24 protein-coding genes and 1 pseudogene are annotated in these 25630 nt (G+C 70.9%); 13 read left to right on the forward strand and 12 right to left on the reverse strand.

The genetic code is table 11. The features are described from left to right. Window positions 1-207, reverse strand: a pseudogene (locus D7W81_RS23355) (drug/metabolite exporter YedA); the annotation flags it as partial. A gap of 204 nt (window positions 208-411) precedes the next feature. Here D7W81_RS23355 and hrcA point away from each other — a divergent pair. Beyond that, on the forward strand, window positions 412-1443 hold the full coding sequence (gene hrcA / locus D7W81_RS23360) for a heat-inducible transcriptional repressor HrcA (protein ID WP_120557613.1): 1032 nt from the start codon (window positions 412-414) through the stop codon (window positions 1441-1443). 12 nt (window positions 1444-1455) lie between these two features. On the opposite strand, the gene D7W81_RS23365 is transcribed toward hrcA, so the two are convergent. After that, window positions 1456-2373, reverse strand: a complete 918-nt coding sequence (locus tag D7W81_RS23365; RefSeq protein WP_244227377.1) for a lipid kinase — start codon at window positions 2371-2373, stop codon at window positions 1456-1458. Between the two features lie 308 nt (window positions 2374-2681). Here D7W81_RS23365 and D7W81_RS23370 point away from each other — a divergent pair, with 308 nt between their 5' ends. After that, window positions 2682-3137, forward strand: coding sequence for a transcriptional regulator (locus D7W81_RS23370; protein WP_120557629.1), 456 nt, complete (start codon window positions 2682-2684; stop codon window positions 3135-3137). A 69-nt stretch (window positions 3138-3206) separates the two neighbouring features. On the opposite strand, the gene D7W81_RS23375 is transcribed toward D7W81_RS23370, so the two are convergent. The 3 genes from D7W81_RS23375 to D7W81_RS23385 form a co-directional block, all read right to left on the reverse strand. Next, a complete protein-coding gene (locus tag D7W81_RS23375) occupies window positions 3207-3920 on the reverse strand; it encodes an HAD family hydrolase (RefSeq protein WP_120557614.1) in 714 nt (237 codons plus the stop codon). Between the two features lie 47 nt (window positions 3921-3967). Beyond that, complete coding sequence (locus D7W81_RS23380) at window positions 3968-4789, reverse strand: hypothetical protein (protein WP_120557615.1); 822 nt, start codon at window positions 4787-4789, stop codon at window positions 3968-3970. A 99-nt stretch (window positions 4790-4888) separates the two neighbouring features. Beyond that, the gene (locus D7W81_RS23385; protein WP_120551649.1) at window positions 4889-5236 is read right to left on the reverse strand and encodes a hypothetical protein; all 348 of its coding nucleotides are present in this window, start codon (window positions 5234-5236) and stop codon (window positions 4889-4891) included. A gap of 215 nt (window positions 5237-5451) precedes the next feature. On the opposite strand from D7W81_RS23385, the gene D7W81_RS23390 reads away from it, so the two are divergent. The 3 genes from D7W81_RS23390 to yoaA all read left to right on the forward strand — a co-directional run bounded on the left by D7W81_RS23390 (window position 5452) and on the right by yoaA (window position 9356). Then, on the forward strand, window positions 5452-6453 hold the full coding sequence (locus D7W81_RS23390) for a site-2 protease family protein (protein WP_120557616.1): 1002 nt from the start codon (window positions 5452-5454) through the stop codon (window positions 6451-6453). After that, the gene (locus tag D7W81_RS23395) at window positions 6450-7217 is read left to right on the forward strand and encodes a hypothetical protein (RefSeq protein ID WP_120557617.1); all 768 of its coding nucleotides are present in this window, start codon (window positions 6450-6452) and stop codon (window positions 7215-7217) included. Before D7W81_RS23390 ends, D7W81_RS23395 begins: the two co-directional genes overlap by 4 nt. Window positions 7218-7358: 141 nt before the next feature. Continuing rightward, a complete protein-coding gene (gene yoaA, locus D7W81_RS23400; protein WP_120557618.1) occupies window positions 7359-9356 on the forward strand; it encodes a DNA repair helicase YoaA in 1998 nt (665 codons plus the stop codon). Here yoaA and D7W81_RS23405 read toward each other — a convergent pair. The 5 genes from D7W81_RS23405 to D7W81_RS23425 form a co-directional block, all read right to left on the reverse strand. Beyond that, window positions 9310-11490 (reverse strand): TonB-dependent receptor domain-containing protein, encoded by a 2181-nt coding sequence (locus D7W81_RS23405; protein WP_120557619.1) that lies wholly within the window; start codon window positions 11488-11490, stop codon window positions 9310-9312. The two genes, yoaA and D7W81_RS23405, sit on opposite strands and share 47 nt — an antisense overlap. 128 nt (window positions 11491-11618) lie before the next feature. After that, window positions 11619-12050, reverse strand: coding sequence for a DUF5684 domain-containing protein (locus D7W81_RS23410; RefSeq protein WP_208721432.1), 432 nt, complete (start codon window positions 12048-12050; stop codon window positions 11619-11621). A 119-nt stretch (window positions 12051-12169) separates the two neighbouring features. Next, on the reverse strand, window positions 12170-13276 hold the full coding sequence (locus D7W81_RS23415; RefSeq protein WP_120557620.1) for a type IV pilus twitching motility protein PilT: 1107 nt from the start codon (window positions 13274-13276) through the stop codon (window positions 12170-12172). Window position 13277: 1 nt separating this feature from the next. Then, on the reverse strand, window positions 13278-15137 hold the full coding sequence (locus tag D7W81_RS23420; RefSeq protein WP_120557621.1) for a type IV pilus twitching motility protein PilT: 1860 nt from the start codon (window positions 15135-15137) through the stop codon (window positions 13278-13280). Between the two features lie 178 nt (window positions 15138-15315). Further along, the gene (locus D7W81_RS23425; RefSeq protein WP_120524697.1) at window positions 15316-15855 is read right to left on the reverse strand and encodes a GNAT family N-acetyltransferase; all 540 of its coding nucleotides are present in this window, start codon (window positions 15853-15855) and stop codon (window positions 15316-15318) included. Between the two features lie 270 nt (window positions 15856-16125). Between D7W81_RS23425 and D7W81_RS23430 the strand changes: the two genes are divergently transcribed. From D7W81_RS23430 to D7W81_RS23440, 3 genes are all read left to right on the forward strand, one after another. Further along, entirely contained in the window at window positions 16126-16851 is a 726-nt protein-coding gene (locus D7W81_RS23430; protein WP_120557622.1) for a GTP-binding protein, read from the forward strand. Then, window positions 16848-18344 carry an ATP-binding protein gene (locus D7W81_RS23435; protein ID WP_120557623.1) on the forward strand — a complete coding sequence of 499 codons (1497 nt, stop codon included), beginning with the start codon at window positions 16848-16850 and terminating at the stop codon, window positions 18342-18344. The genes D7W81_RS23430 and D7W81_RS23435 overlap by 4 nt, the downstream gene beginning before the upstream one ends. A 195-nt stretch (window positions 18345-18539) precedes the next feature. Continuing rightward, the gene (locus D7W81_RS23440; RefSeq protein WP_120557624.1) at window positions 18540-18893 is read left to right on the forward strand and encodes an SH3 domain-containing protein; all 354 of its coding nucleotides are present in this window, start codon (window positions 18540-18542) and stop codon (window positions 18891-18893) included. A gap of 9 nt (window positions 18894-18902) precedes the next feature. On the opposite strand, the gene D7W81_RS23445 is transcribed toward D7W81_RS23440, so the two are convergent. Next, a complete protein-coding gene (locus D7W81_RS23445) occupies window positions 18903-20246 on the reverse strand; it encodes an MgtC/SapB family protein (protein WP_120557631.1) in 1344 nt (447 codons plus the stop codon). Between the two features lie 252 nt (window positions 20247-20498). After that, window positions 20499-21638: an aquaporin gene (locus tag D7W81_RS23450; RefSeq protein WP_244227378.1), complete on the reverse strand. Its 1140-nt coding sequence runs from the start codon at window positions 21636-21638 to the stop codon at window positions 20499-20501. Window positions 21639-21755: 117 nt separating this feature from the next. Here D7W81_RS23450 and thiL point away from each other — a divergent pair, with 117 nt between their 5' ends. From thiL to D7W81_RS23475, 5 genes are all read left to right on the forward strand, one after another. Next, a complete protein-coding gene (gene thiL, locus D7W81_RS23455; protein WP_120557625.1) occupies window positions 21756-22718 on the forward strand; it encodes a thiamine-phosphate kinase in 963 nt (320 codons plus the stop codon). 64 nt (window positions 22719-22782) lie between these two features. Further along, complete coding sequence (locus tag D7W81_RS23460) at window positions 22783-24156, forward strand: methyl-accepting chemotaxis protein (protein ID WP_120557626.1); 1374 nt, start codon at window positions 22783-22785, stop codon at window positions 24154-24156. 55 nt (window positions 24157-24211) lie between these two features. After that, entirely contained in the window at window positions 24212-24634 is a 423-nt protein-coding gene (locus D7W81_RS23465) for a chemotaxis protein CheW (protein ID WP_120557627.1), read from the forward strand. A gap of 71 nt (window positions 24635-24705) precedes the next feature. Further along, window positions 24706-25074 carry a response regulator gene (locus tag D7W81_RS23470; RefSeq protein WP_014400067.1) on the forward strand — a complete coding sequence of 123 codons (369 nt, stop codon included), beginning with the start codon at window positions 24706-24708 and terminating at the stop codon, window positions 25072-25074. A gap of 66 nt (window positions 25075-25140) precedes the next feature. Beyond that, window positions 25141-25630 (forward strand): Hpt domain-containing protein (locus D7W81_RS23475; RefSeq protein WP_208721434.1); only part of this gene is annotated, 490 nt, incomplete at its 3' end.

The following is a 25630-nucleotide window of genomic DNA, read 5'->3' on the forward strand; positions in this document are numbered from 1 at the left end:
GTTCAGCCGCAACCCCGCGAACAGGAGCCCCCCCGCCAGGAGGAAGCGCAGCCCCGCCATCCGGAAGGGCGGGAAGCCCGTCAGCGCGAACCGCATCGCCAGGTAGGTCGACCCCCAGATGACGTAGAGCGAGAAGAGGCTGAACAACAGCCGGCCCCGGTGGGGCGTGGGCTCGGAAACGTCAGGGGTCACGGTCGCGGTCGTCACGGCGGCGGCCTTCTAACCCCCGCCACCCTCCGGGGCGATGTGCGCTTTGCCGTACCCGCTCCGCTGCCCAGGAAGCCAGCGCCCCGCCTGCCTGCCCTCCAAGACGGCACTGCCAATTGAATGCCCCGGGCGTCCCTTTTAGAATTCTACAGGAGGCATGGAGGCCCGGAGGTCGGGCCCACCACTTTCGGAGCGTGAGCGGGAATGCCCGACGAATTGGGTGAGCGCGAGAAGGAAGTCCTCCGGGCCGTGGTGCAGGAGTACATCACCACCGGGGGCCCGGTCGGCAGTCAGCAACTGACGCGCCGCGGAGAGTTCGAGGTGTCCTCCGCGACCATGCGCAACGTGCTCGCCGACCTGGAGGCCCTGGGCTTCCTGGAGAAGCCCCACACCTCCTCCGGCCGCGTGCCCACCGACCGGGGCTACCGCTTCTACGTGGACACCCTGGTGAAGCTGCGCGACCCCGCCCCCCGCGACCGCGAGCTCATCCACGCCGGGCTCGTCCACGAGTCCAGCCTGGACGACATCCTGTCGGAGGCCAGCCGGGTGCTGCACTCGCTCACCCGGCACGCCGGCGTCGTCCTCACGCCCCGCCCGGACGCGGCCGTGTTCCAGCGCATCGAGTTCCTGCGCCTGCGCGAGAACCGCGTGCTCGCCATCCTCGTGGGCCAGAACGGCCAGGTGCACAACAAGGCCCTCACCGTGGACTTCCCGGTGACGTCCGATGAGCTCATCAAGGCCAGCAACTACCTCTCCGAGCTCCTGCACCAGGTGCCCCTGGAAGAGGCGCGCGAGCGCATCCGCGCGGAGATGGACCAGGAGCAGGCCCTCTACAACGCGCTGACCGCCAAGGCCCTGCGCCTGGGCGCCGCCGCCACCGACCTGCAGACGCCCGAGCGCGTGCTCATCGAAGGCACCGGCTCCTTCCTGGAGCAGCCCGAGTTCGCGGACGTGGAGCGCATCCGCGCCCTCTTCCGCGCCCTGGATGAGAAGCACAAGCTCTTGCACCTGCTGGACCGCGTGCAGCGCACCAAGGAGATGCACGTCTTCATCGGCGCGGAGAGCGAGTTCTCCGCCGCCGGCGACGTCACCGTCATCGCCAGCCCCTACGGCACGGCGGAGGCGGTGCTGGGCACCGTGGGCGTCATCGGGCCCACGCGCATGGACTACCGGCGCGTGATTCCCCTGGTGAACTTCACCGCCCAGGTGCTCTCCAGCGTGCTGGAGAAGGTGTAGCGCGAAGAGGGCCTAGTGCGGCTCCTCCGGCGCGGGCGCGAAGACGCGCAGCGCCGAGGGGGCCAACTCGAAGCGCATGGGCGTCATGCCCACGTTCTCCCCGTCCGCGTTCATCTCCATGGGCGGGTCCGTCTCCACGACGAGCCGCGACGTGTGCAGGTGCACGACGGATTCGTGCTCCAGGTGCCCGCCGCTTCTCATGCCCATCGCCACGCGCGCCAGCGTGGCCACGTCCTGCAGGTGGCCCAGGCCCGTGCGCTCGCCGCCGTCCGCCACGGAGGGCGCGGTGATGGCGTAGACGTGGAACTTGCGGTCGTCCAGCGTGGCGTCCGGCGCCACCATGTTGCCCGCGCCGTGGTAGCGGCCGTTGCCCACCACCAACTGGAGCGCGTCCACCTCCAGCGTCTGTGAGTCCGCCTGGAGCCGGATGTGGAAGGGCTGCAGCGTGCGCACCTCCGCGGCGGCGGCCATGGGGTAGGCCAGCTTTCCCGCGCGCTGCTTCAATTCCTGCGTGAGCCGCTTCGCGATGGCGGTGGTGAGCCCCAGGCTGGCGGCGTTGAGGAAGGGCCGGCCATTGACGAGCCCCACGTCCACGCGCGCCGTGTAGCCGCCAGCGATGACGTCGCACGCGGCCTCCAGCGTGTCCGGGATGCCCATCGAGCGCGCGAAGTCGTTGCCGGTGCCCAGCGGCACCACACCCAGCGTCACGTCGCGGCCCATCAGCGCCTGCGCCGCGCAGCTGATGGTGCCGTCGCCTCCCCCCACGAGGATGCGGCGGGCCCCCTGGGCGATGGCCTCCTCCACCACCTTGCGCAGCCGCTTGGGCCGCGTCAGCGCGTGCGCGGCCATGAGCGGGATGCCGTGGGCGGCCAACAGCTCTCGGGCATTCTCGAAGGCGTCACGCCCCGAGCGCGAGCGCGTGTTCACCACCAGGACCGCGGGCCCTTCGTCCAGATGACGGAGTCGCGGAGGCGCGTTGAGTGCGGGTTCCAGAGGAAACCTCGGCTTTCTGTGCGGCGCCTCGAAGCTGCGCACGACCGCGCTCCGGCACCAGCGGGACCCGAGCGAAAAGGGCAGGTGCACTGTCCATTCCCGCCTCCAGGACCGCGGGGAACTTCCGGGGGTGGACAGGGGTAGGGGTCTGACGGGTTCCCTCCCTGGGGAGGCGTGTTCACCTTCCAGGCGACGCGGACTCCGTGCCACGGACCCGCGCCGGACCGTTCTCCAGGAGGGTGATGATGGCGCGTGGAAGCAAGGACAAGTACTCGGAGAAGCAGAAGCGCATGGCCGAGCACATCGAGAAGGGTTACGAGGACAAGGGCACCAGCGAGAAGACCGCGGAGGCCCGTGCGTGGGCCACCGTGAACAAGCTCACCGGTGGCGGCATGAAGGGTGGCTCCGGCAGCAAGGCGAAGGCGGCCCGGAAGCGCCCCACGGCCCGCAAGAACGCGCGCAAGGCCGGGCGCGTGGGCGGCAAGCGCCGCGCGGCCACCGCGAAGAAGAGCGCCACCTCCAGCCGCAAGAGGGCGGCTCCCGCCCGGGCGAAGCGCACCACCACCGGCCGCAAGGCCACCTCGCGCACCACCGCCGGCAAGCGCTCCACGGCCCGTAAGAGCAGCACGGCGCGCCGTGGGGCCGCGCGCAAGAGCACGGCATCCCGTTCACGCGCGAAGCGGGGCGGTTCGCGCAAGTAGCGCCTGAGAGGTTCCACCGGTGGCCACGGATTCGTGGCCGCCGGGGGCGCCTTCATCCACGCCTTCCGCTCAGCGCGACTCCTCGTCCTTGGAGGTGTCCCGCGACGCCGCGTCCCAGGGCCAGCCCTCCGGGTCCTCTTCCAGGCGGCGCAAGAGCTCCGCGGGGTCCTTCACCAGCGTGCGGCAGCCGGCCGTGCGCAGGTCATCCGGACGGAAGCCGCCGCACAGCACGCCCACGGACGCCAGGTGCAGCTTGCCCGCGGCCAGCGCGTCGTAGGGCGTGTCGCCCACCACCACCACCGTGGCGGGGTCCGGCTTGCCCAGCTTCGCCATCGCCGCGTCGAAGATGTCCGGGTGCGGCTTGCTCTTGTCGACCTCGTCCTTGTTCGTCTTCGCCTCGAACAGGCCGTCGATGCCGCACAGCTCCACGTAGCGCTTGAGCTCGTCGTCCTTGGCGCTGGACGCCAGGGCCACCTTGCGCCCGCGCTTGCGCAGCTGCTGGAACAGCTCCTTCACGCGCGGGAAGGGGCGGACCTTGGGCATGAACTCGCGCTTGAAGAGCGCGGAGCGGTATTCCTCCAGGTCCTTGCCAAAGCGCTCCAGCTCCTCGTCGTTGAAGAAGACGGGCAGCAGCTGGTCAGCGCCCTTGCCAATCTGGCTTCGCACGTGGGCGAACGGGATGTCCCGGCCGAACTCGATGAACGACCGGCGCCAGGCTTCGGCGTGCTCGTCCACCGAGTCGATCAGCGTCCCATCCACGTCGAAGATGACGTTCTCAACCATGAGCGGCGAACCTCCGCCGACCAAGGTGGCGATGGTTGACGGAGCGGTCAACCGCCCGAGGGTGGCTTCGGTCCACTCTCCTGCGCTTCGCTGTCCACGAGTGTCCGGGTCTGCACGCTGTATCCCTCCGGCGTGGCGGGGGTGAAGGCGTCGTTGGGCAGGGTCGCCTTCAGGTCCACCTTGGAGAGCACCATCTGCCCCTGCTTCGCGTCCCCCAGCCAGCGCGTGAGCTTCTTCGGCACGCACAGGCCCAGCCCCGCGTCGCAGTGCTCCTCCTCCATCCGCACCTCCGCCCGGGTGCCGTCCGGCGCGCGCGTCCGCCTGGCCAGGAAGTCCAGCGTGGGCCAGCGCAGCACGTACGTCACCTCCACGCCGCCGGCCGCCTCGCCCTCCAGCGCCATGGTCAGCTCCACGGCCTCCCTGGCCTGGGGCAGGCCGGTGGTGCGCTTCGCCTTCGTGCTGCGCAGCAGCAGCGGCGCGCGGAAGCCGTCCGGCACGAAGGGGGTGAAGATTTCGGTGAGGAACGCGGACAGCTTCTCCGCGGAGACCTGGGACGTGAAGGTGGTGAACTGCTTCGTCGCCTCCACCTGTTCGTACAGGTGCTTGCCGTCCCACCACACCTGCCGCGCCTGGGGGGCGGACACGGTGCCGCGCATCTTCTGGGGCGCGCGGTAGGCGAAGCTGAAGCCCGCGGAGGCCGTATCGCCTTCCGTCTGGGTGCCCTCCAGCTGGTAGGCCTGGAGCTTCGCGTCGCGCGCGGCAAGCTTCTCACGCACCTGGGCCATCAGCTCCGCGTCGTTCGCGCCCCCGGAGGAGGACGAACGGCACGCGAGGAGGCACACGAGGGGCAACAGGAGGAGGGCGCGCATGGACGGGGCTCGGGAGACGGGCTCGGTGGCTCGAAATGGAAAAGGCCCCGCTGTTTCCAGGGGGCCTTCGGACTGCCTCGGTGAGGAGGCAGCTTGGGACTACTTCACCGCCACGCCGGTCGCGGAGGAGCTGGTGATGCCGATGATGGTGCCGAACAGGGCGAAGATGCCGTGACGGGGCGTGGTGCTCGCCGACTTCAGGTCCACCTTGGAGGCGCCCATGGCCTTCGCCTCGGTGATGAGGAGCTTGTTGACCACGGTGTCCAGGTCGCTCTGCACGATGTCGATGATGTGGAAGATCGCGGTCAGACCCAGCGAGCTGCCCTGGATGACGGCCACGGCCTCGCCGTTGGCGGCGATCTCGGAACCGGAGACGACGGCGGACTCGACGCTGGTGCAGCCCACGAGGGAGGCGGCGGCAACGGCGGACAGGATGAACTTCTTCATGGTTATCTCCCCAACTGACGGTGGCTTGGATGGTGGCGGGGCAGCCCGGACGGGCGCTCCGCCGTTCGGTGAAACCTCAAACGGCGCGGTTCGTAGCAGAAGGCTTTTTCAAGTCAAGGACCCGGGACGGGGTAATCCGAGTTGTGTTTGACACTTCATCCGCCGGGCGCGTCAGGACCGGTCGCCCCGCTTGCGGACGTGAGGCATCTTCGCGCATGCACCCGGTTTCCGTTCCACGGCCCGCTCCGGCCCGCGTCTGGCTGCACCTGCTGCTGTTCGCGGTGACGCTGGGGACGACGTTCCTCGCGTACCTGCTGCTCTTCGGGCGCTCGTTCCCGTTCAGCGGGGGCGGGCTCCTGGCGGAGGACCGGACGCAGGCGCTGTTCTTCAGCGGGTCGCTGCTGGCCATCCTGGGGTCGCACGAGATGGGGCACTACGTGCTCGCGCGCTGGCACCGGGTGGACACGTCCCTGCCGTACTTCATCCCACTGCCGGTGCCGGGGAGCCTGGGCACGCTGGGGGCGGTCATCCGGCTGCGCGGGCGCATCCCCACGCGCAACGCGCTGGTGGACATTGGCGCCGCGGGGCCGCTGGCGGGCCTGGTGGTGGCGCTGCCCCTGCTCTACTGGGGATTGCTGCACTCCACGGTGGTGGACTCGCCGCCGGTGCCGTCCACGTTCCCCGGCGAGTCGTCGCTGTGGGTGCTGGGGCAGGACCTGCTGCGGTGGGTGATGGAGAAGGTGACGCAGGCGCCACCCGCGGCGAACCCCCTCTACACGAGCCACCAGACGCTGTTCGGGGACAACCTCATCATGAAGGCGCTGACGTGGCTGGCGCTGGGCCCCGTCCCGGAGGGCAAGGACGTGGTGGTGCACCCGGTGGTGATGGCCGCGTGGTTCGGCCTGCTGGTGACGCTGCTCAACCTGCTGCCGGTGGGACAGCTGGACGGCGGGCACCTGACGTTCGCGGTGTTCGGGGCGCGCGCCCGGCTGGTGGGCCAGGGCGTGGCGGGGGTGCTGCTCTTCCTCACCGTGTTCGTCACCGCGTCGTGGGGACTGTGGCTGGTGGTGGCGAGCAAGGTCGTGGGCTTCGGCCACCCGGAGGTGGTGCGGCCGGAGGAGCCGCTGAGCACCTCGCGCAAGGTCATCTGCGCGCTGTGCCTGCTGGCGCTGGTAGGGTGCGCGATGCCCATCCCCCTGCGAGAGGTCTGGTCATGAAGTACCAGTGCGAAGGCTGCGACCGGCTGGTGAAGGTGGAGACCTACGCCCTCGAGCCCCTCGGGCTGGCCGTGGCCTGCCCGGCGTGTGGGGCGTGGACGCGGGCGGCGCCTTCCCTCTCCAAGCCGGCGTCCGCGAGGCCGGTCCCCATGCCGGGAGACGCGGACGACGAGGGCGGGATGGCGGCGCCCGCGAAGGTGCTCTCCGTGGGCCCGCTGCCGCCACCTCCCTCGCGGCCCAGCGTCACCGGGCTGCGCGTGGTGCGTCCGGACGCGCCCGCCGTGGACCCGCTCGCGCCGGACGGGGACCCCTTCCAGGCACCGCCGGGCCACTGTCCCAAGTGCGTGGCGCCCATCCGCGATGACGCCGGGTCCTGCGTGGCGTGCGGACTGGTCTACGCCAACTTCATCCCGGACGAGCACCAGCCCTCTGAAGCCCTGGCCAGCGAGTGGCGCGCGCTGCTGGAGACGTGGCACGACTGGGACGCGCATGACCGGCTGCTGTCCCAGGCGATGGGGCGGGGAGAGCTGGCCATGGCGGGCCGGCTGTACCGCCTGCGGCTGGCCCGGGTGCCGGGCGACGCCCAGGCACTTCGCGCCCGGGACGAGGTCGTGCGCCGGGTGACGTCCGTGGTGTCGCTCGCCGCCGATGGGCCCTCACCGGCCACGGCGCGCAAGGTGAAGAGCGCGGTGATGGTCGCGGTGATCGTGGTGTCCCTGCTGCTCATGCTGGTGCTCTTCCAGCTGATGCGCGGGGCCTTCTAGGCGGAAGGCGCTGGCCGGCCCGCTTCCCTGGCGGGCGGGGGACAAGGCATTTTGGCCGAATCGTGGAGCGCGCGGGGGGCGCCGGGCGCTGTTATCCTGCGGGGCCGCCTTTCCGTCCTCCTGACCCCCGAAGACCGCCGCATGTCCGCGCCCGCGCCCCGTCCCCCTTCTGTCGACAGCCTGCTGGGTCCTGGTGGCGCGCTGGAAGAGGCGCTGCCCGCGTACGAGCACCGCCCGGAGCAGCTCCAGATGGCGCGCGCCGTGGAGCGGGCCTTCTCCGAGGGCAGCTACCTCCTGGCCGAAGCCGGCACGGGCACGGGCAAGACGCTGGCCTACCTGGTGCCCGCGCTGTTGTCGGGGCGCAAGGTGGTGGTGTCCACGGCCACGAAGACGCTCCAGGACCAGGTGTTCTTCAAGGACCTGCCGCTGCTCAGCGAGAAGCTGGGGCTGCGCTTCGAGGCGGCGTACCTCAAGGGGCGCGGCAACTACCTGTGCCTGCACCGCTACGAGTCCTTCGAGAAGGACCCGCAGTTCGTCTCACGCGAAGAGGCGAAGCAGTGGCCGCTGCTCAAGAAGTGGGTGACGCAGACGGAGACGGGGGACCGGGCGGAGCTGGACCTGCCGGAGTCCTTCGCCGCGTGGTCCCGGCTGTCCACCACGTCGGAGACGTGCCTGGGCTCGCGCTGCTCGATGTATGAGACGTGCTTCGTCACGCGGATGCGCAAGCGCGCGGAGGTCGCGGACCTGCTGGTGGTGAACCACCACCTGTTCTTCGCGGACCTGGCGCTGCGCAGCTCCGGCAAGCGCACGGAAGGCGTGCTGCCCTTCTACGACGCCGTTGTCTTCGACGAGGCGCACGCGCTGGAGGACGCGGCCAGCAGCCACTTCGGGTGCAGCGTGTCCAACTACCGGCTGGAGGAGCTGTCGCGCGACGCGGTGGCGGCCCTGCCGGCGAAGGACGAGCGGCACGCGACGCTCTCCGCGCTGGCCCAGCGGGTGCGCTCGCACGCGGACGCGCTGTTCCTCCAGGCGCCGCGCGCGCTGGGGCTGTCCAGCCAGGAGTCCACCGTGGCCCTGCGCCCGGAGACGATGGGCAAGCTGTCCGGCGCGCTGGAGCAGGTGCGCGAGGGGCTGGCGGCGCTCGCGTCCTTCGCGGGCAGCGAGCGCGAGCCGGAGCTGGCCGCCATCCACCGCCGCGCGGAGGAGATGGCCGAGCAGCTCACGTTCCTGGAGAAGTCCGAGTCCGCGGACCACGTCTACTGGGCGGAGGCGCGCGGCAAGGGGCTGTTCCTGCGCGCGAACCCCATCGACGTGGCGAAGGAGCTGCGCGACCGGCTCTACGGCGCGCTGGACACGGTGGTGTTCACCTCCGCGACGCTCGCGGCGGACAGCCGCTTCGACTTCTTCGCCAAGCGCATGGGCATGTACGACGACGAGGGCCAGCCGGTGACGCGCGTGCGCACGCTGGCGGTGCCCAGCCCGTTCGACTTCCCGCGCCAGTCCGCGCTGTACCTGCCCACGCACCTGCCGGACCCCAGCGCCCCGGGCTTCATCGAGGCGGCGGCGGAGGAGATCATCCAGCTGTGTGAGGTGACGGGCGGGCGCGCGTTCGTGCTCTTCACGTCGCTGCGCAACATGGTGCGCGCGTACGAGCTGACGGCGACGCGGCTGCCCTATCAGGCCCTGCTGCAAGGCGAGCGGCCCAAGCAGCAGCTGCTGGACGCCTTCCGCCAGACGCCCAGCGTGCTCTTCGCCGCGCACAGCTTCTGGGAGGGCGTGGACGTGCCCGGGGACGCGCTGAGCCTGGTCATCATCGACCGGCTTCCGTTCGCGTCGCCGGGGGACCCGCTGGTGGCCGCGCGCATCCGTCAGATTCAAGCGCGAGGGGAGGAGCCCTTTGACCAGTACCAGCTGCCGCAGGCGGCGCTGGCGCTGCGGCAGGGCTTCGGGCGGCTCATCCGCACGCAGGCGGACCGGGGCATCGTGGCGATGCTGGACCGCCGCATCGTGACCAAGAGCTACGGCCGCGTGTTCCTCTCCAGCCTGCCGCCCGCGAAGCGGATGGAGGACACGACGGAGCTGAGCCGCTGGTTCAACGGCCCGGTGCGCCCGGTGCCGCCCGTGCGCTCGATTCGCTGAACACGTCGCGCAGGCGCAGGCCCACGCGCGCCTGGAAGGGTGGGGCGAGCGTGTCCACGCCCGCGCGGCCCGCGAGGTACTGGCGGTCGAAGAGGTTCTCCACCGCGCCGAAGGCGTCCACCTTCCAGAAGAGGTGGCGGCTCACGAACAGGTCCACCACCGCCGCGCCGCCCATGCCGCGCGTGTTGAGGTCGTCCTCGTACTGCGGGCCGACCACGCGCAGCTGCGCGGTGACGGAGACGATGGACGCGTCCTCGAAGGTGACCGCGAGCGAGCCGCGATGCCGGGGGTCCTGCGGAAGCTGGCGGCCCACGAGGTCCGGCTGGCCGGGGGCGCGCGTGACGACGGGGTCCACGAAGGTGTAGGCGGCCAGCGCGGTCCACTGACGGGACAGGCGCCAGTCCGCGCCCAGCTCCACGCCTCGCACGCGCGCGCGGCCCAGGTTCTGGCGCTGGCGGGTGGCGCCGTCCGGCAGGGGCGTGGCGAGGGTGACGTTGGTGACGGGCGCGTCCAGCACGTTCCAGAAGCCGGTGACGCGGCCGGTGAGCCCGCGCGGGCCGGTGGCCTCCACGCCGGCCTCGGTGCCCCAGAGGCGTTCGGCGCCCAGGTCCGGGTTCGCGGCGGTGAGGACGGTGCCCACCTGGAAGGGGCGGTAGAGCTCGTTGAGGGTGGGGGCGCGGAAGGCGCGGTAGGCGGAGGCGCGCAGGGTGAGCCAGTCCAAGGGGCGCACGCGCGCGGCCAGGCGCGGGCTGAGCTGGCGGGCGGTGCGGGGTTCGAAGTGGATGGTGGACGTGGTGCCGTTCGCGAAGCTCTCCAGCTGGCGGCCGTCGAAGTTGCGCCACGTGTCCCAGCGCAGCGTGCCCGCGAACTCCAGCGCGGGGGACACGGTGTAGAGGTCCTGCACGAAGACGCCGCCGGACAGCTGCGTGCCCTGCGTGGTGCGCGCGTAGCGCGTCGTGGCGGTATAGGCGGCGGGGAAGAGCAGCTCGTCGGCCCTGCCGTCGGAGCGGCGCACGTCCACGCCCGCGGCGAGCACGTGGGTTCCGCCCAGCGTCATGTCCGGGCCGGTCCAGACGAGCGAGCCCCCCTGGTCGTTCGCGGGCACGTCCTGGAGGGCGGAGCGGACCTCGAAGTTGCGGTCCGGGGTGACGCGGGCGCGGTCCTGGGCGAAGTGCTGGGTGCGGCCGAAGAGGCCCAGCTCGAAGGCGCCGGCGGTGTCCGTGCGGAGGCGGGCGTTCGCGGCGAACCACGCCAGGTCCACGCTGGCGACGGTGTACTGGGTGCCGCCGTTCTGATGCTCGCGGAACACGCCGGCGCGGGCGGAGAGGGAGAGGTGGTCGGTGGCCTCCGCTTCGACGCGCGCCTGGGCGCTGACGTGCTCGGACGGGGTGTTGCCGTCGATGCGGCCGCGCTGGTTCTCGGGGACGATGCGGTAGCCGTCGCTGGTGAGGCCCTCCACCTCCAGCGAAGCGCCCACGCGGCCCCAGCGGTCCGCGACGCGAGCGGCGGCGAAGCCGGTGCCCAGGTTGCCCACGGACACATCCGCGTCGAGCACCGGGCCGGTGATGGGCCGGGAGAACAGCTGCACGACGCCGCCCAGCGCGGCGCTGCCATAGAGCGCGGAGCCGCCGGTGGGGACGACCTCGATGCGGTCCAGGCCCAGGCGGGGCAGGGCGCGCCAGAAGACCCAGCCGCCGTAGGGGTCGTTGAAGGGAAGGCCATCCAGCAGCACCAGCCCGCGAGCCACGCCCGAAGGCGCGAGCCCCCGCAGGTTGAGCCCCTGCGCCGTGGGGTCCGCGACAAGCGACGGCGTGCGGCGGAACGTGGCCACGGACGGCAGCGTGCGGACGAGCGCGTCCTGCGTGAGCGTGGGGCTGCGCTCGATTTCCGCGCGGGGAATCACCACCGTGGTCGCGGGCACGTCGCGCAGCGGACGCGGCAGGCGCGTCGCGGTGACGACCGTGCGGGTCTCGCGGGGAGGCTCGGGCTCGGTGGGGACCGCGGGCGCGGCGGCTTCCGTTTCAGGAGGCGTGCCTCCGTCCACGGCCTGCGCGGTGGCCACGCCGGGCAGCAGCAACGCCAGTCCAAGACGGCAGGGGAGCGACAGACGGGGAGACGCGCGTGGTCCAGGCATCGCGCTCCGCTCTACTGGATGTCGCGTCACCGGGCGAGTGATGGCGGGCCCATGAAACACGAACGGCGGTGAAGCGACCGGAAGGCCCCTCCACCGCCGCCATTCACGGCCAGAAGGCCGCGTGCGGACTACGCCGCGGCCACGCCACCGCCAGCGGCGGACGGCCCCTGGTACTGCGCGTCACCGAAGCCCAGGATCGGGATGCCGACGAGGAAGATATTGGCGACACCCATGCCCATGTCCTTGCCGAAGGACTTCGCCAGGTCGATGCACACGATGATGTGCGCGATGAGGCCCGCGGGAGGACAGAACAGGTACAGCGCCAGCCACCAGCCGGGACGGCCCACGACCTGGAGCAGGATGTAGAGGTTGTAGAAAGGGATGATGGCTTCCCAGCCCGGACGCCCTGCCTTGACGAAGATCTTCCACAGGCCCGCGATGTAGGCGGCGATGAACGCGAGATAGATGAGCGAAAACAGGAGGCCGACCACTCCGAAGGACTGCGCATCCTGCTGCTGCTCCATCGCCTGCCGCATCATCTCTGCTTGTTCTTCGTTCATGAGCGACTTCCCCCTCGGAAGTAGAGGACCCACCCCGGTGGGCAGGTCCATGTTCACTCCCGAACAAACGCGAAGTCGGGGGGTGAAAGCAAATGTTTCACCTCCTCAAGGGGGCCTGCTCAGGCCTTCAGCGTCTCCGGCACCGCCCAGTCCGGCTTCAGCCGCTGGATGACCTTCACGAAGTTCTCCTTGTCCTGGGCCTTCTCCAGGGCGGCATCCGGGAGGATGACGTCGTCCTTCACCATCCGCTCCAGGTGCATGTCCAGGGTCTGCATGCCCTGGCTCTGACCGGCCTGCATCTTGGAGGCGATTTGAAACACCTTGCCCTCGCGGATCATGGCGGCGATGGCGGGGCCGCCCACCAGGATTTCGAGCGCGGCGACGCGGCCCTTGCCGTCCGCGGTCTTGATGAGCTGCTGGGCGACGATGCCGGCCAGCGACTCCGCGAGCATGCCGCGCACCTGGCCCTGCTCGTCCGCGGGGAAGGCGTTGATGATGCGATCGATGGTGGCCGGGGCGCTGTTGGTGTGCACCGTGGCGAAGACGAGCACGCCGAAGCTGGCCAGCTGGAGCGCCAGCTTCATGGTTTCGTTGGTGCGAAGCTCGCCGATGAGGATGACGTTGGGGTCCTCGCGGCCGGCGGAGCGGATGGCGGTGGCGAAGCTGGACGCGTGCGGGCCCACCTCCCGGTGGGTGACCTGGGCCTTGAGCGACTCGTGCACGAACTCCACCGGGTCCTCGATGGTGAGCACGTGTGACGCGCGCGTCTTGTTGATGTGGTTGATCATCCCCGCGAGCGTCGTGGACTTGCCCGAGCCCGTGGGGCCCGTCACCAGCACCAGCCCGCTGCGGCGGTCCGCCAGCTTGCGCACCACCTCCGGCGTCTTCAGGTCCTCCAGCGACAGCACCTTGCTGGGGATGGTGCGGAACACGGCGCCAATGCCGGTCATCTTGTAGAAGTAGTTCGCGCGGAAGCGGGCCTTGGTGCCGTAGCCGTAGGCGAAGTCCAGGTCCAGCTCCTCGACAATCTGCCGCTTCTGTTCGGGCGAGCAGATTTCAAAGAGCAGGGACTCCAGCTCGTCGGTGGTGAGGGGCTCGTCACGCAGGGGCACGAGCTCGCCGCGGATGCGGCCCAGGGGCGGGTAGCCCACGCCCAGGTGCAGGTCGCTGCCCTTCCTCTCCAGCAGCACGTCGAACCAGGTCGCGATGCGAGGGGTGTCCGTCATGTCAGGCGCCCTTCTTGCCAAGCAGTGAGCCCACCTTGGACAGCATCCGCGCGCCCTCCTGGGCGGAGGCGGGCGGGGCCACGGTGGGCGCGGCGCCGGGCCGCTTGCCCGTCACCATGGCCTCGATTTCGTCCGGGTTCTCCGCGAAGCCCTTCACGGTCTCCAGCGTCGCCTTGCCGGAGCGGGCCAGGTCCGCGAGCGAGTCCTCGAAGCGGATGATGCCCAGCGACTTGCCGCGCTGCTGGAGGGAGGGGATTTGATACGTCTTGTTGTCGCGGATGAGGTTGCCCAGGGCCATGGAGCCGGTGAGCACCTCGGCGGCGGCGACCAGGGACTTGCCGTCCGTGCTGGGCATCAGCCGCTGGCTGACGACGAGGCGCAGGCCGCTGGAGAGCGACAGCCGCACCTGCTGCTGATCCGCCGGCGGGAAGAGGTCGATGAGCCGGTCGATGGTCTTCGCCGCGCTGGGCGTGTTCATGGTGCTGATGAGCAGGTGGCCCGTCTCACTGGCCGCGAGCGCCATGCGCACGGTCTCCGTGTCGCGCAGCTCGCCCACGACGATGACGTCCGGGTCCTCGCGGAGGCTGCCCTTGAGGGCGCTGGCGAAGGTGCGGGTGCTGGTGCCCACCTCGCGCTGGCTGATGAGGGCGCGCTTGCGCGGGTGCACGTACTCCACCGGATCCTCCACGGTGAGCACGTGGTGCGTCGTTTCGCGGTTGATGATGTCCACCAGCGCCGCGAGCGTGCTCGTCTTGCCGTGGCCGGACGGGCCGGTGAGGACGATGAGGCCCTGGTGGTGGTGCGTGGCCTTGGCGATGTCCGGCGGCAGGCCCAGGGACTCCAGGGTGGGGATCTCCCGGGCGATGACGCGGAAGGTGCCCTTGAGGCCCGTGCGCTGGCGGCCCACGTTGACGCGGAAGCGGCCGGTGTCCTCGGAGTCCAGCGCGAAGTCCACGCTGCCGTCCTTCTCCAGCACGTGCCGCAGCCGCTCCGGGATGATGGGGAGCAGGAGCCGCTCCACCGTCTCCGGGGACAGCGGCGTGTCCTGCGGGAGCAGCTCCCCGGCGATGCGGAACAGCGGAGGCCGCCCGGCCACCAGGTGCAGGTCGCTGGCGAGCATGCTGCGCGCCTGCTCCAGCAGCACGGTCAGGTCGCGGCCCGGAGCGGAGGTCCCGCGCGAGATGGGGATGACCCGCGCGGGGGGATTCGCGCTGGAAGCGGAAGGGGCCGCGGCGCTCGCATGGGCAGGAACGCTCGCGTGTGCCGGAACACCCGCGTGAGAGGCCGCACCGCCGTACGCGGCAGCCGCGCCCGCCTGGGGCGAAGCGGCCGGGCCGCCAGGGACGCCTCTCGCGGCAGCGCCCACCGCACCGGGCTGCGCGGCGCGAGCGGCCGCCTCCACCGGTGCGGACACCGCGGGCGTCCGCGTGGGTGCCTGCGCGGACACCGCCGGCGCTCCCGCGTAGGGCGTCCGCGTGGGCGCGGCCGGAGCCGCTGCCTGCGCCGGAGCCGCTGCCTGCGCCGGAGCCGCCGCTGGAGCCGCGGGCTGCGCCGCACCCTCCGCGGCGCGCGTGAGGCGCACGTTCATCAGCTCGCCCCGGCGCACCGCCGCGATGGTGATGGAACCCAGGCCGGTGGCGTTCACCGTCCATTGCACCGGCGTCTCTGACACGGTGGAGGCCCGCGCCATGCCCACCATCGCCTGGAGGGCCTTCACGAGCTCATCGGTGGAGAGGGCGCCGGGATCAACGGGCTCGTAGCCGCTGGCGCCGCGCACCATGGGAGGACGGCCGCTGGCCAGGGCCAGCTCGGTGATTCCAGGACGCGACAGATGACGCAGCAGTTCCGCGAGCGGTTTCATTCAGGGGGAAGCCCCACTGCTGCCGCGCGTCAGGCCCGGCGGGGTGGGAACTCCCGCGAGGATAGTCGACCGCCGCGCCCCAGGTCACCCAGGGGGGCAGGCCCACCAATGCACGACGGGAGCGGCCGTGTGAGGGCCCCTCCCGTCGGGTGCTGCCGGTTGCTGGGGTGTCCGAGGACTACAGCTCGCGCGACATCAGGAGCCGCAGCTTGCCGGACTTCTTGGAGACCACCGTGGCCACCGTGGTGAAGCCCGCCTTGCGGTAGAAGCCCACCGCCGGCGCGTTCGCCGGGTCCACGCGCAGCGCGATGGTCTTGCGGTACATGTCACGCGCCGCGTCCAACGCCTTGTCGAGCAGCTTCTCGCCCACACCCTGGCGCCGCAGCTCCGGCTTCACCACGATGTTGCGCAGGTAGGCCGCGCCCGGCACCGGGCCGTCGCGCTCCACCGTCACGTAGCCCACCACCTGATTCTGGATCCGCGCCACATGGAGGAAGGGCTTGAGCTGGGTGAGGGCCTTGAGGCTCTCCTCCTGGCTCTCCCCCCGCCCCTTCCAGGGCTCGGAGTTGGCGCGCAAGGCCGACACCGTCGTCAGGTCCTCGTCGGTGGGCGGACCGAATTTGACCCCGTTCACCAGATCGTTGGGGAGCGTCGCTCCATCCAGCACCGGCGTGGGGGCCGCCACCTCGACGCCAGGGTCCACCTGCTTCATCGTCATCGCCTTGCTCCTCCGTCGCGTCCGCGATCCTAACCGGTCCCCCCTTACCCATGCACGCGATCATTCCGCGCGCATTGTCCTGTTTTCAGTGTGGGGAGACGTCCTCCTCCCAGGCGGGAAGCAGGAACTACTCGAAACGTCGCGCGAAGGAGCGTCATTCCGGGAGAACGCGTTCCGCCCCGCCGTCTGGACTGCGAGCGGCCTTCCGCGCGGGGCGTGAGGCCATTATAAAACCCCTGTCCGGGTCCCCCTCGGTCCGAGCTCTGCCCCTTGCAACTCAACCACGCCCAGCGCGAGCTGACGCTCAAGATCGTCTATTACGGCCCCGGGTTGAGCGGGAAGACGACGAACTTGCGCAAACTGCACGCCCGGGCGCGGCCAGACGTGCGAGGGCGCCTCCTGTCGGTGGACACCCACGACGACCGGACGCTCTTCTTCGACCTGCTGCCCGTCTTCTTCTCCACGTCCACGGGCTTCAAGGTGAAGGTGAAGCTCTTCACCGTGCCCGGTCAGGTCATCCACAACGCCACGCGGCGGGTGGTGCTGCAGGGCGCGGACGCGGTGGTCTTCATCGCGGACAGCCGCCGCAACGCGGCCCAGGAGAACAACAACTACTGGCGCAACCTGCAGGAGAACCTGCGGGAGATGGAACTGGACCCCACGCAGGTGCCGGTGGTCATCCAGTTCAACAAGCGGGACCTGCCAGACAGCCTGACGGACGCGGAGCTGGCGGAGGTCCAGCGCCGGGGCAGCCAGCCGGTGGTGGGCTCCGTGGCCGTGCGAGGCGAGGGCGTGGTGGAGACCTTCCACGCCGTGGTGCAGACGGCCTGGCGCGCGCTGGAGGGCCGGGCCCAGCTCTCGCGCAACGTGGGCTTGAGCGAAGAAGAATTCCTGGCGCAGATCTTCCGTCACATCGACCTGAGCGGCACGGCGTTGGAGGGGCGGTACGGGCCCGGCGCCATGCCTGGCGGCAGGGAGAGCGGGAGGGCGCCATGAACGGCGCATCAAGCGGAGGGCCCCGGAACACCGCGAGCGCGCCCCGGCGCGAGTCCGCGCTCCAGCGGCGGCTGTCGCTGGGAGACCTGTTGGACCTGCCGTCCTTCACGGAGGTGGTGAAGGGCTTCAGCGACCTGTACCGCGTGGGCATCAAGGTGCTGGACACGCGCGGCAACAAGCTGGCGGACGTGAAGGTGGGCCACGGCGACTTCTGCGCCTACGTCTTCTCCTTCCCGGACGGCCGCCACGCGTGCACCGCCATGGTGGGCCGCGTGAAGGACGGCCCCGTGCTGCCGGAGGCTGGCGGGCGCGTGGCGGACGGAGACGTCTCCGAAGCGGCGGGCCTCATCGCGCTCACGTGCTTCACCGGCCTGCGCTACGTGGTGATGCCCGTGCGCTGGGACGGCGACCTGCTGGGCCGGGTCATCCTGGGGCCCTTCACGCCGGAGGAGCTGGCGGACTTCCCCCAGACGCTCACCGGCATCCAGGGGCTGGATTTGGAGCGCGCGCAGGAGCTGTTGGGCCGCGTGCGCCGCGTGCCGGAGCGCACCGCCGCGCAGGTGCTGGGCCACTTCGGGCAGGTGCTGGGCGCGCTCGTCGCCAGCGGGCAGAAGGCGTACCTGGCCACGCACCTGCACCTGGAGTCCACGCTGGAGGTGCACCGGGAGCTGGAGGCGCAGAACGCGCGGCTCATCCAGGCGAACGCGCGGCTCAAGGAGCTGGACCGGCTGAAGTCCACCTTCCTGGGCACGGTGAGCCACGAGCTGCGCACGCCGCTCGCGTCCATCCTGGGCTACTCGGAGATGATGGCGGAGGGGCTGGCGGGGCCGCTCAACCCGGAGCAGCTCCAGTACGTGCGCACCATCGTGGAGAAGGGCGAGACGCTCCTCTCGATGATCTCCTCGCTGCTGGACCTGAGCCAGATTGAAGCGGGCCGCCTGCGGCTGTCCATGGCGCCGGTGGACCCGGGCTACGTCATCCAGACGGCGGTCTCCAGCGTGCTGCCGCAGGCGCAGCGCAAGGGCCTGGAGCTGGAGGTGCGGCTGCCGCACACGCCGCAGCCGAGGCTCGCGGGGGACCTGGACAAGCTGCGTCAGGTGGTGGTGAACCTGCTGGCCAACGCGGTGAAGTTCACGCCCGCGGGCGGCCGGGTGAAGGTGACGCTGTCGGACGCGGCGATGCAGCAGGAACTGGGCGTGCCCGGCTACCGCATCAGCGTGGAGGACACCGGCGTGGGCATCCGCGCCGAGGAGTTCGAGCGCATCTTCCAGAGCTTCTACCAGGTGGACGGCAGCTCCACGCGCGAGTTCGGCGGCGCGGGGCTGGGGCTGGCCATCGTGAAGAGCCTGGTGGAGGGCCACGGCGGCCGGGTGCGCGTGGAGAGCGAGTTCGGCCATGGCTCGCGCTTCATCGTCCAGCTGCCGCTGCACCCGCCCATGCAGGAGCGCGGGCTGACCGCCGCGCCGCCCATGCCGGAGCCGGACCGCTTCTAAAGGCAGACAGCCGGAGGCCGGGGCGCCGGGGTGCGGTGACGCATCGCGCCCGCGTTCGCATGCCCTGGCTGCGGAGCCGAGGGATGGCTGGGTTTGTGTCCTGGATTAGTCGTTTATGCGGCTTAGTCTTGAATCCGCATTAAACGTGGATAAGATGTTTTCCGCAGTCCAACCCCCCTGACATTGGAGTGGCTCATGAAGACGTCATCGATCCGCGCGTTCGGCGTGGCTGCGTTCGCTATTACCGGTCTGCTGGTGGGCTGTGGTGGCGCGCCCGAGGAGATGGAGGCGCAGCCGGGGGAGACCCCCCAGGTGAACGCGCCCGCCCAGGAGGAGAACACCGACCGCCCGGTGCACGCGAAGTACTACCGCTGGGTGTGCAACGCGAACACCGTGGGCCTGCGCGTTTCGCCGGGCGGGGCCGTGTTCGATCAGATCTATCGCAACGAGGGCGTGGAGGTGTACAGCCGCGACGGCAACTGGATGTACGTGCAGCGCCTGGCCACTGGCCAGTGGGGCTGGACGGACGCGACCTATTTCTGCGTCTGAGCCTCCGCGTCAGTCCGCGTGAGGCTGTCCGGGGGCGTGGGGCTTGAACAGGCCCGCGCCGCCGGGGTCCAGCGGCAGGAACGTGGGCAGGCGCGTCTGCACGAGCGCGCCCGCGAGTCCCAGCAGCATGACGACGCCCAGTGCCCGGCCCAGGCGCAGGGTGAGCGAGCGCTGTTCGGAGACGCGCGCCACGAGGATGAAGTTGATGGCGGCGCTGGCGAGCGACGCGATGATGGCGCCCACCCCGGCCGTCGTGGGGGAGATGGTGCCGTTGGCGCACAGCGACGCTGCGGACGCCACCGCGGACGCGCTGGACACCAGCCCGCCCAGGGCGCTCACCGCGTAGAAGCCCCAGCGGCCCAGGAGCGTCTGGCCCACGGTGCCCACCACCTGGAGCGCCAGGAAGATGAGGCCGAACTTCAGCGCGGACGGCAGCGAGAAGGGCGACTTGAGGGGCAGGGCGGGCGGCTCGGCGCCGGGCGCGGCCTCCGTGCGCGAGCGCATCAGCGCCAGCCCCGTGCTGGACAGGAGGATGAGGACCAGCGGGATGGCGGAGTCCACGAGCGCGCGGAACGAGAGCAGCCCCAGCAGCACGGCATTGCGCAGCGCCATGGCGGCGGTGGCCAGCATCACGCCCCGGTAGGCCACGTCGAGCAGGCGCCCGGACGTCTCGCGCACGCGGTTGGCCAGCTCCGCCACGGTGACGGTGCTGTTGACGAGTCCGCCCAGGAACCCCGTCACCTCCACGCCGTGCGTGCCGAACACCTTCCACAGCAGGTAGTTCACGAAGCCGATGGCCGCGATGAGGATGACGGTCACCCACGCGGCGCGCGGCTCGATGAGGCCCCACGGGTCCACCGGCTGCGAGGGCAGCACCGGGTAGATGGCGAAGGCGAGGATGGCCAGCAGGATGGCGCTTCGCAGCTCCTCGGCGGTGATCTTGTGGCTGAAGGTGGCCAGCCGCTCCTTCCACGCGAGCAGGCCTGCCGTCGTCACGCCTACCGCGGCGGGGGTGACGGTATGGCCCAGGCCACAGAGCACGCCGGTGAAGCCCGTGACGAGCAGCGCGGCGGAGGTGGTCAGCTCCGCGCCGCCGTTGGCGCGCAGGGACTGCCAGTTGAGGAAGCACAGCAGGACGCCCAGCAGCGCGAGGCTCATCAGCGCGAAGTTCGGACCCAGGAGGCCCCCCATGCCGCCGAGCAGCGCCGCGAAGCCGAACGTGCGCAGGCCGGCCTCCTTGCCGCGCCACTCGCGCTCCAGCCCGACGAACAGGCCCACCGCGAGCGCGAGCGTCAGCCGCATCAGCGTCTGCAGCGGCGGCCACGAAACGACGGGGGGAAGACCTTCCATCATGGTGAAGCCCTCTCTCGAACCGTCATGCTCGCCTGTCGCGCTGACGTCAACGCCGCACCCCGTCACGCCCCAGCCCTGGATGGACATGCCGTCCACCGCCGGCCGGCCTCCGCTGTGCCCAACTGGTCCGACAGTCGGACCAGTTCGCGCGGCCCGGCTGGCGCTCCGTCACGTCATGACGGGCGCGCGCCGCGCACGGTGGACCCCTGCCGGGAAGAGATGGCGCTTCACCTGGAGGACGCACCCGCCGCGTCAGGTGAGGGCGCGGGGGCCTTCCGGGGCGGGGCCGCCGCCGTTGACGACGTGCAGCCGCTCCCAACCCTGGCGCGCGAGGAGCTGGTGAAGCTTGGGCCGCAGCGCCGCCTGCAGTGCCTTCGCGCTGGCCTCGTCCTTCAATGACAGCGCGGGCAGGGACCAGCGCTCGCGCACGCGTGCGTCCATGCCCGGGGCCTGACCCGCGACATCAATAAGGACGTAGTGCGACGCCGGCACGCTCCGGTCGCGCGGCGGCGCGGCGCGCAGGTTCGCCTCCCGCATCAGCGCCGCCACGGCCGCCGGCGGCCCGTCATCCAGGCCCGTGCCCGGCGGCGGCGACACCACCGCGCGCGCCCGGTCCGGGTGCGCCAGCGCGTTGAAGAGGGCGGCGGCCAGGTGCGCGGGCCCTGCTTCCGCGCACTCGAAGACGACGGTCTCCACGGCCGTGGCGGCGGGCCGGGGCGTGCCGCCGCCGAGCAGCCACCGGAAGAGGAACACCGCCAGCGCCGCGCCCAGCAGCTGCGCCGCGACGAAGGACTCCACCTCCCACGGACTCATCACGCCCGCGTGGGCACTGACCGCGCGGGCCAGCACCAGCGCCGGGTTCGCCAGCGAGCGCGAGTCCGTGAACCACACCGTCGCCGCCACGTACCCCGCGATGGCCAGCGGCGTCGCCGACGGCCGCGTGCGCACGCAGCCGCGCACCACCACCAGCAGCCCGAACGTCGCCACCATCTCCGTGAGGAACCGGGCCCCGTCCGCTGCGGGCATCCTCGCGGTGAGCAGCAGCGGTTCGTTGCACATGCCGTGCGCGACGAGCCGCCCCACCAGGCTGCCGGACAGCTGCGCCAGCGCGTACAGCGGCACCTCGCGCCAGGGCGTGCGGTCCCCCAGCGCGTCCGCGAAGGTGAGCGCGGGGTTCAGGTGCGCGCCCGACAGCGGCCGCAGCACCCACAAGAGGCACGCCAGCACCGCGCCGCACGACAGGGACATGAAGAGGCGTCCCTCGGTGGCGCTCGCGCCCAGGTGCTCCGCGACGTGGTGCGAACCCTCCAGCGCCACCACCACCAGCCCGCAGCCCAGCGCTTCCGTCACCAGCCGGCGGCGCAGGTCCAGAGGGGTGGCGGAAGAGGGCACTCCCTGTCCTATGCCTGGGCGGTCCGACACCGTCAACGCCACGCGGCCCGCTCCCGTCCGCCGGTTCGCTGGTCAGCATTGCGTCCCCGGGCGCGGGCGTGGTCTTCACTGTCCTCCATGCCCGGCGAGTTCGACCTCATTCAACGCTTCCTCGCCTGCTTCCCGCGCGCGCGCGTGCCGGTGGGCCCGGGGGACGACTGCGCCGTCATCGCCCCCATGAAGGGCGCGCTGTGCGTCACCACCGACGCCGTGGTGGAGGACGTGCACTTCACCCGAGCGACGTTCTCCTCCGCGGACATCGGCCACAAAGCGCTCGCGGTGAACCTGTCGGACCTGGCCGCCATGGGCGCCACGCCGCGCTGGTTCGTCTGCGCGCTCGCGCTGCCCCGGGACTTCCCCGCCCGTGAGGTGTCCGCGCTGGGCCGGGGCATGGCCGCGCTCGCGAAGGCCCACCGCATCATGCTCGTGGGCGGCAACTTCACCTCCGCGCGCGAGGTGTCCGTTACCCTCACCGTCACCGGGGAGCTGTCCCACGCGCCCCTCACCCGCGCGGGCGCCCGGCCCGGGGACGCGCTCTACGTCTCCGGCACGCTGGGCGACGCGCGCCTGGGGCTCCAGCAGCTCCAGGCCGGCATCCGCCGGGGCGCGGCCGTGAAGCGCCAGCGCCGCCCGGAACCCCGCATCGCCCTGGGAAGGCTGGCCGCGCGCTTCGCCTCCGCCGGAATGGACGTGTCGGATGGGCTGGCGCAGGACCTGGGCCACCTGTGCGCCGCGTCCCGGGTGGGCGCGGAACTGGAACGGGACCGGCTGCCCCTGTCGCCCGCCGTGCGCGCGGCCCTGGGCCCGGAAGGTGCCCTGCGGGGAGGGGAGGACTACGAGCTGCTGCTCGCCGTCCCACCTCCACGCATGCAGGCGTTCGAGCGAGCGTGTGCTCGCGCCGGGCAGGAGGTGACGCGCATGGGAGTGCTCACCCGGGAGAGAACGTTGCGGATTCGCGACGCGGGGGGGCGTCTTCTGACCCCTCCCTCGGGATTCGATCACTTTGCCCGGTCAGGCAGGCAGATCCAGCCGGATGATTGACCCGTACCAGACAGCAAGGCTAAACCCCTGGGCTGTTTTCCGCCCCTCCCGCTGAAAGCACTCCGTGCGCCGCCCCCTTCGCGACGACCCACCCTCTGGCCTCACCCCCCGACGCGAGCCGGTGCAGCGACTGCTACGCGCCGTCGACGGCCCCAAGGTAGTCCGCGAGCAGTCCCTGCACCGGAAGATCACCACCGGCTACATCCTGCTGGGCCTGCTGCTGGGCACGTGGCTGCTGTGCACGGAGAGCCTCTTCGACGCGTCCTGGGGCCGCTGGGCCTTCATCATCCGGGTGGGCGTGGGCGTGCTCATCACCTTCGGCGGCGCCACGTTCCTTCCGTCGCTGCTGGCGCGCGTCACCCGCGTGAAGGTGCTCAGCCGCTCCGCCTTCGAGATTTCGCAGGGGGACCTGTCCAAGCCCGTGGCCGCGGAGGTGCACAGCACCCGCGACGAAATCGACGAGCTGACGGGCGCCATCTCCCGCATGCAGGAGAACCTGCGCGAGCTGGTGGGCAAGATCCAGGACACCGCCAAGAGCGTGGCGGACACCGCCATCGACCTGCAGCGCTCCGCGGAGAACGTCAACGGGTCCACGGAGGAAGTGGGCTCGTCCATGGAGAAGATCGCCAGCGGCGCGGAGACCCAGTCCCAGCTCGTGTCCCAGGCCTCCAAGGTCATCACGGAGATGGCCGGCAGCATCCAGCGCACGGCGGCCAGCGCCCTGGACGCGGCCCGCACGTCCGCGGAGACCAGCAGCAGCGCGGAGGACGGCTCCAAGGCGGCGCGGCTCGCGGGCGACAAGGTGAAGAAGGTCTTCAACCGCATCGAGTCCGCCAGCCAGCAGGTGTTCGCCTTCGGCGAGAAGACGCAGGAGATCTCCAAGATCGTCGACGCCATCACCCAGGTGGCGCAGCAGACGAACCTCCTGGCCCTCAACGCCACCATCGAGGCGGCGCGCGCGGGCGAGTACGGCCGCGGCTTCGCGGTGGTGGCGGATGAAGTGCGCAAGCTGGCGGAGAGCGCGGGCCGCTCCGCGGAGCAGATTTCGCGCCTGGCGCGCGACATCTCCGGCCAGTCCACCTCCGTCGTGAGCGCCATGAAGGAAGGCATCGCGGAGCTGGCGGAGGGCCGCGAGGACCTGACCGACATCATGCGCTCCATGGGGGCCATCACCGACACCGCTCGCAAGGGCGCGGAGAAGGTGACGCTCATCTCCGACAGCACCCGCGACCAGATGAAGGGCAGCGAGGAGATGGTGAAGGCCATCGAGGAGATCAAGCTCGTGGCGAAGAACAACGCCAGCTCCACGGAGGCCATCCAGGCCGTCATCCAGGAGCAGACGGCCGCGGTGTCGCGGATGACGTCGCTGGCGAGCGAGCTGACCAACCTCTCCGTGGAGCTGCAGAGCGTGGTGCGCAGCTTCCGCCTGGGGCCCTGAGCGTCCCGGTTCGTCCCCCCGCCTCCAGCCGCCTTCCGGTACAAGGGCCTTCACCGTGCGGCACGTCATCTTCCGGGTCGAGAAGGAACGCTACGGGCTGCCCTTGTCGGCCGTCCGGGAGGTCGTCGTGCCCCCGGAGCGCTACACGCGCGTTCCCCGCGCCCCGTCCGCCATCACTGGAGTGATGAACCTGCGGGGCCGGGTGGTGACGGTGGTGGAGCTGCGGCAGCTCCTGCACCTGCCAGAAGGTCCCACGCCCCTGTGCCGTGTCGTGCTACTGGACCGGGGTCGCAGGGATTTGGGCCTCCTGGTGACGGACGTGGACGGTATCGAGGCGGTGGAGCGCGTCAGCGCGGCCCCGGGCAAGGTCATGCCCGCGATTCGCGGTGTTGCCCGCCTGGGCGGTCTGGGAGTGACCGTGCTGGATCCGGAAGGACTTGATGCGGCGGTCGTTGCCTTGTTCACTCCCTCCAAGTGAGTAGCCCCCCGGAAACGGCCGGTGATAGGGTGCGCTCCCTCTAGGCCTGAAACGGAGGCGGAGTTCTTCACATGGCTAAGCGGGTCCTGGTCGTCGACGACGCCATCTTCATGCGCAACATGATCAAGGACATCTTTGCGTCTGGAGGGTTCGAGGTCGTCGGTGAGGCGGCCAACGGCCTGGAGGCCGTGGAGAAGTTCAAGGAGTTGAAGCCGGACCTCACGACGATGGACATCGTGATGCCCTTCAAGAGCGGCATTGAAGCCACGCGGGAAATCATCAAGGCCGACAGCAGCGCGGTCGTCATCATGTGCTCGGCGCTCGGGCAGGAGAGCCTGGTGATGGAGGCCATCGAGGCGGGCGCCTCGGACTTCATCGTCAAGCCGTTCCGGGCGGAGGACGTGCTGGCGGTCGTGAAGAAGGTGCTGGGCGAGGCCTGAAGCGGCGCTGAAGGGGCCGCGCCCGCCCGGGTCGCAGTCCCCCCCGCTTGAAGGAGGTGCCGGGTCATGACGATGGACATGTCCCGGTACCTGGGCCTCTTCATCTCGGAGGCCACCGAGCACCTGGAGGCGCTCGGGCGGGACCTCGTGGAATTGGAGCGCGAGGCCACCGCCAGCACCGTGGACTCGATGTTCCGGCACGCCCACTCGGTGAAGGGCATGGCGTCGTCCATGGGTTTCGAGCCCATTGCGATGCTGGCGCACCGGGTGGAGGACCTGGTGGACGCGGTGCGGCAGGACCGCAAGCTCCTGGACCGGGACCTGGTGGACCTGCTGCTCAACGCCGCGGACACACTCACGGCCCAGGTGCGCGCCGTCGCGGCCAACCGCGAACCGGAGCAGGCCGAGGGGTTGCTCCAGCAGCTGGGCACCCGCGTGCAGTCGCTCACCGGCCATGCCCCCGCCGCGACCCGCGTGGCCCACGTCAACGTCCTCAAGCCCGCCTCCCCTTCCGGAGGCTCCGGAGGCGACGGGGAGGGTTCGGGCGGTGGGGAGG

The sequence above is a fragment of the Corallococcus aberystwythensis genome (genome assembly GCF_003612165.1).
Lineage (GTDB): Bacteria > Myxococcota > Myxococcia > Myxococcales > Myxococcaceae > Corallococcus > Corallococcus aberystwythensis.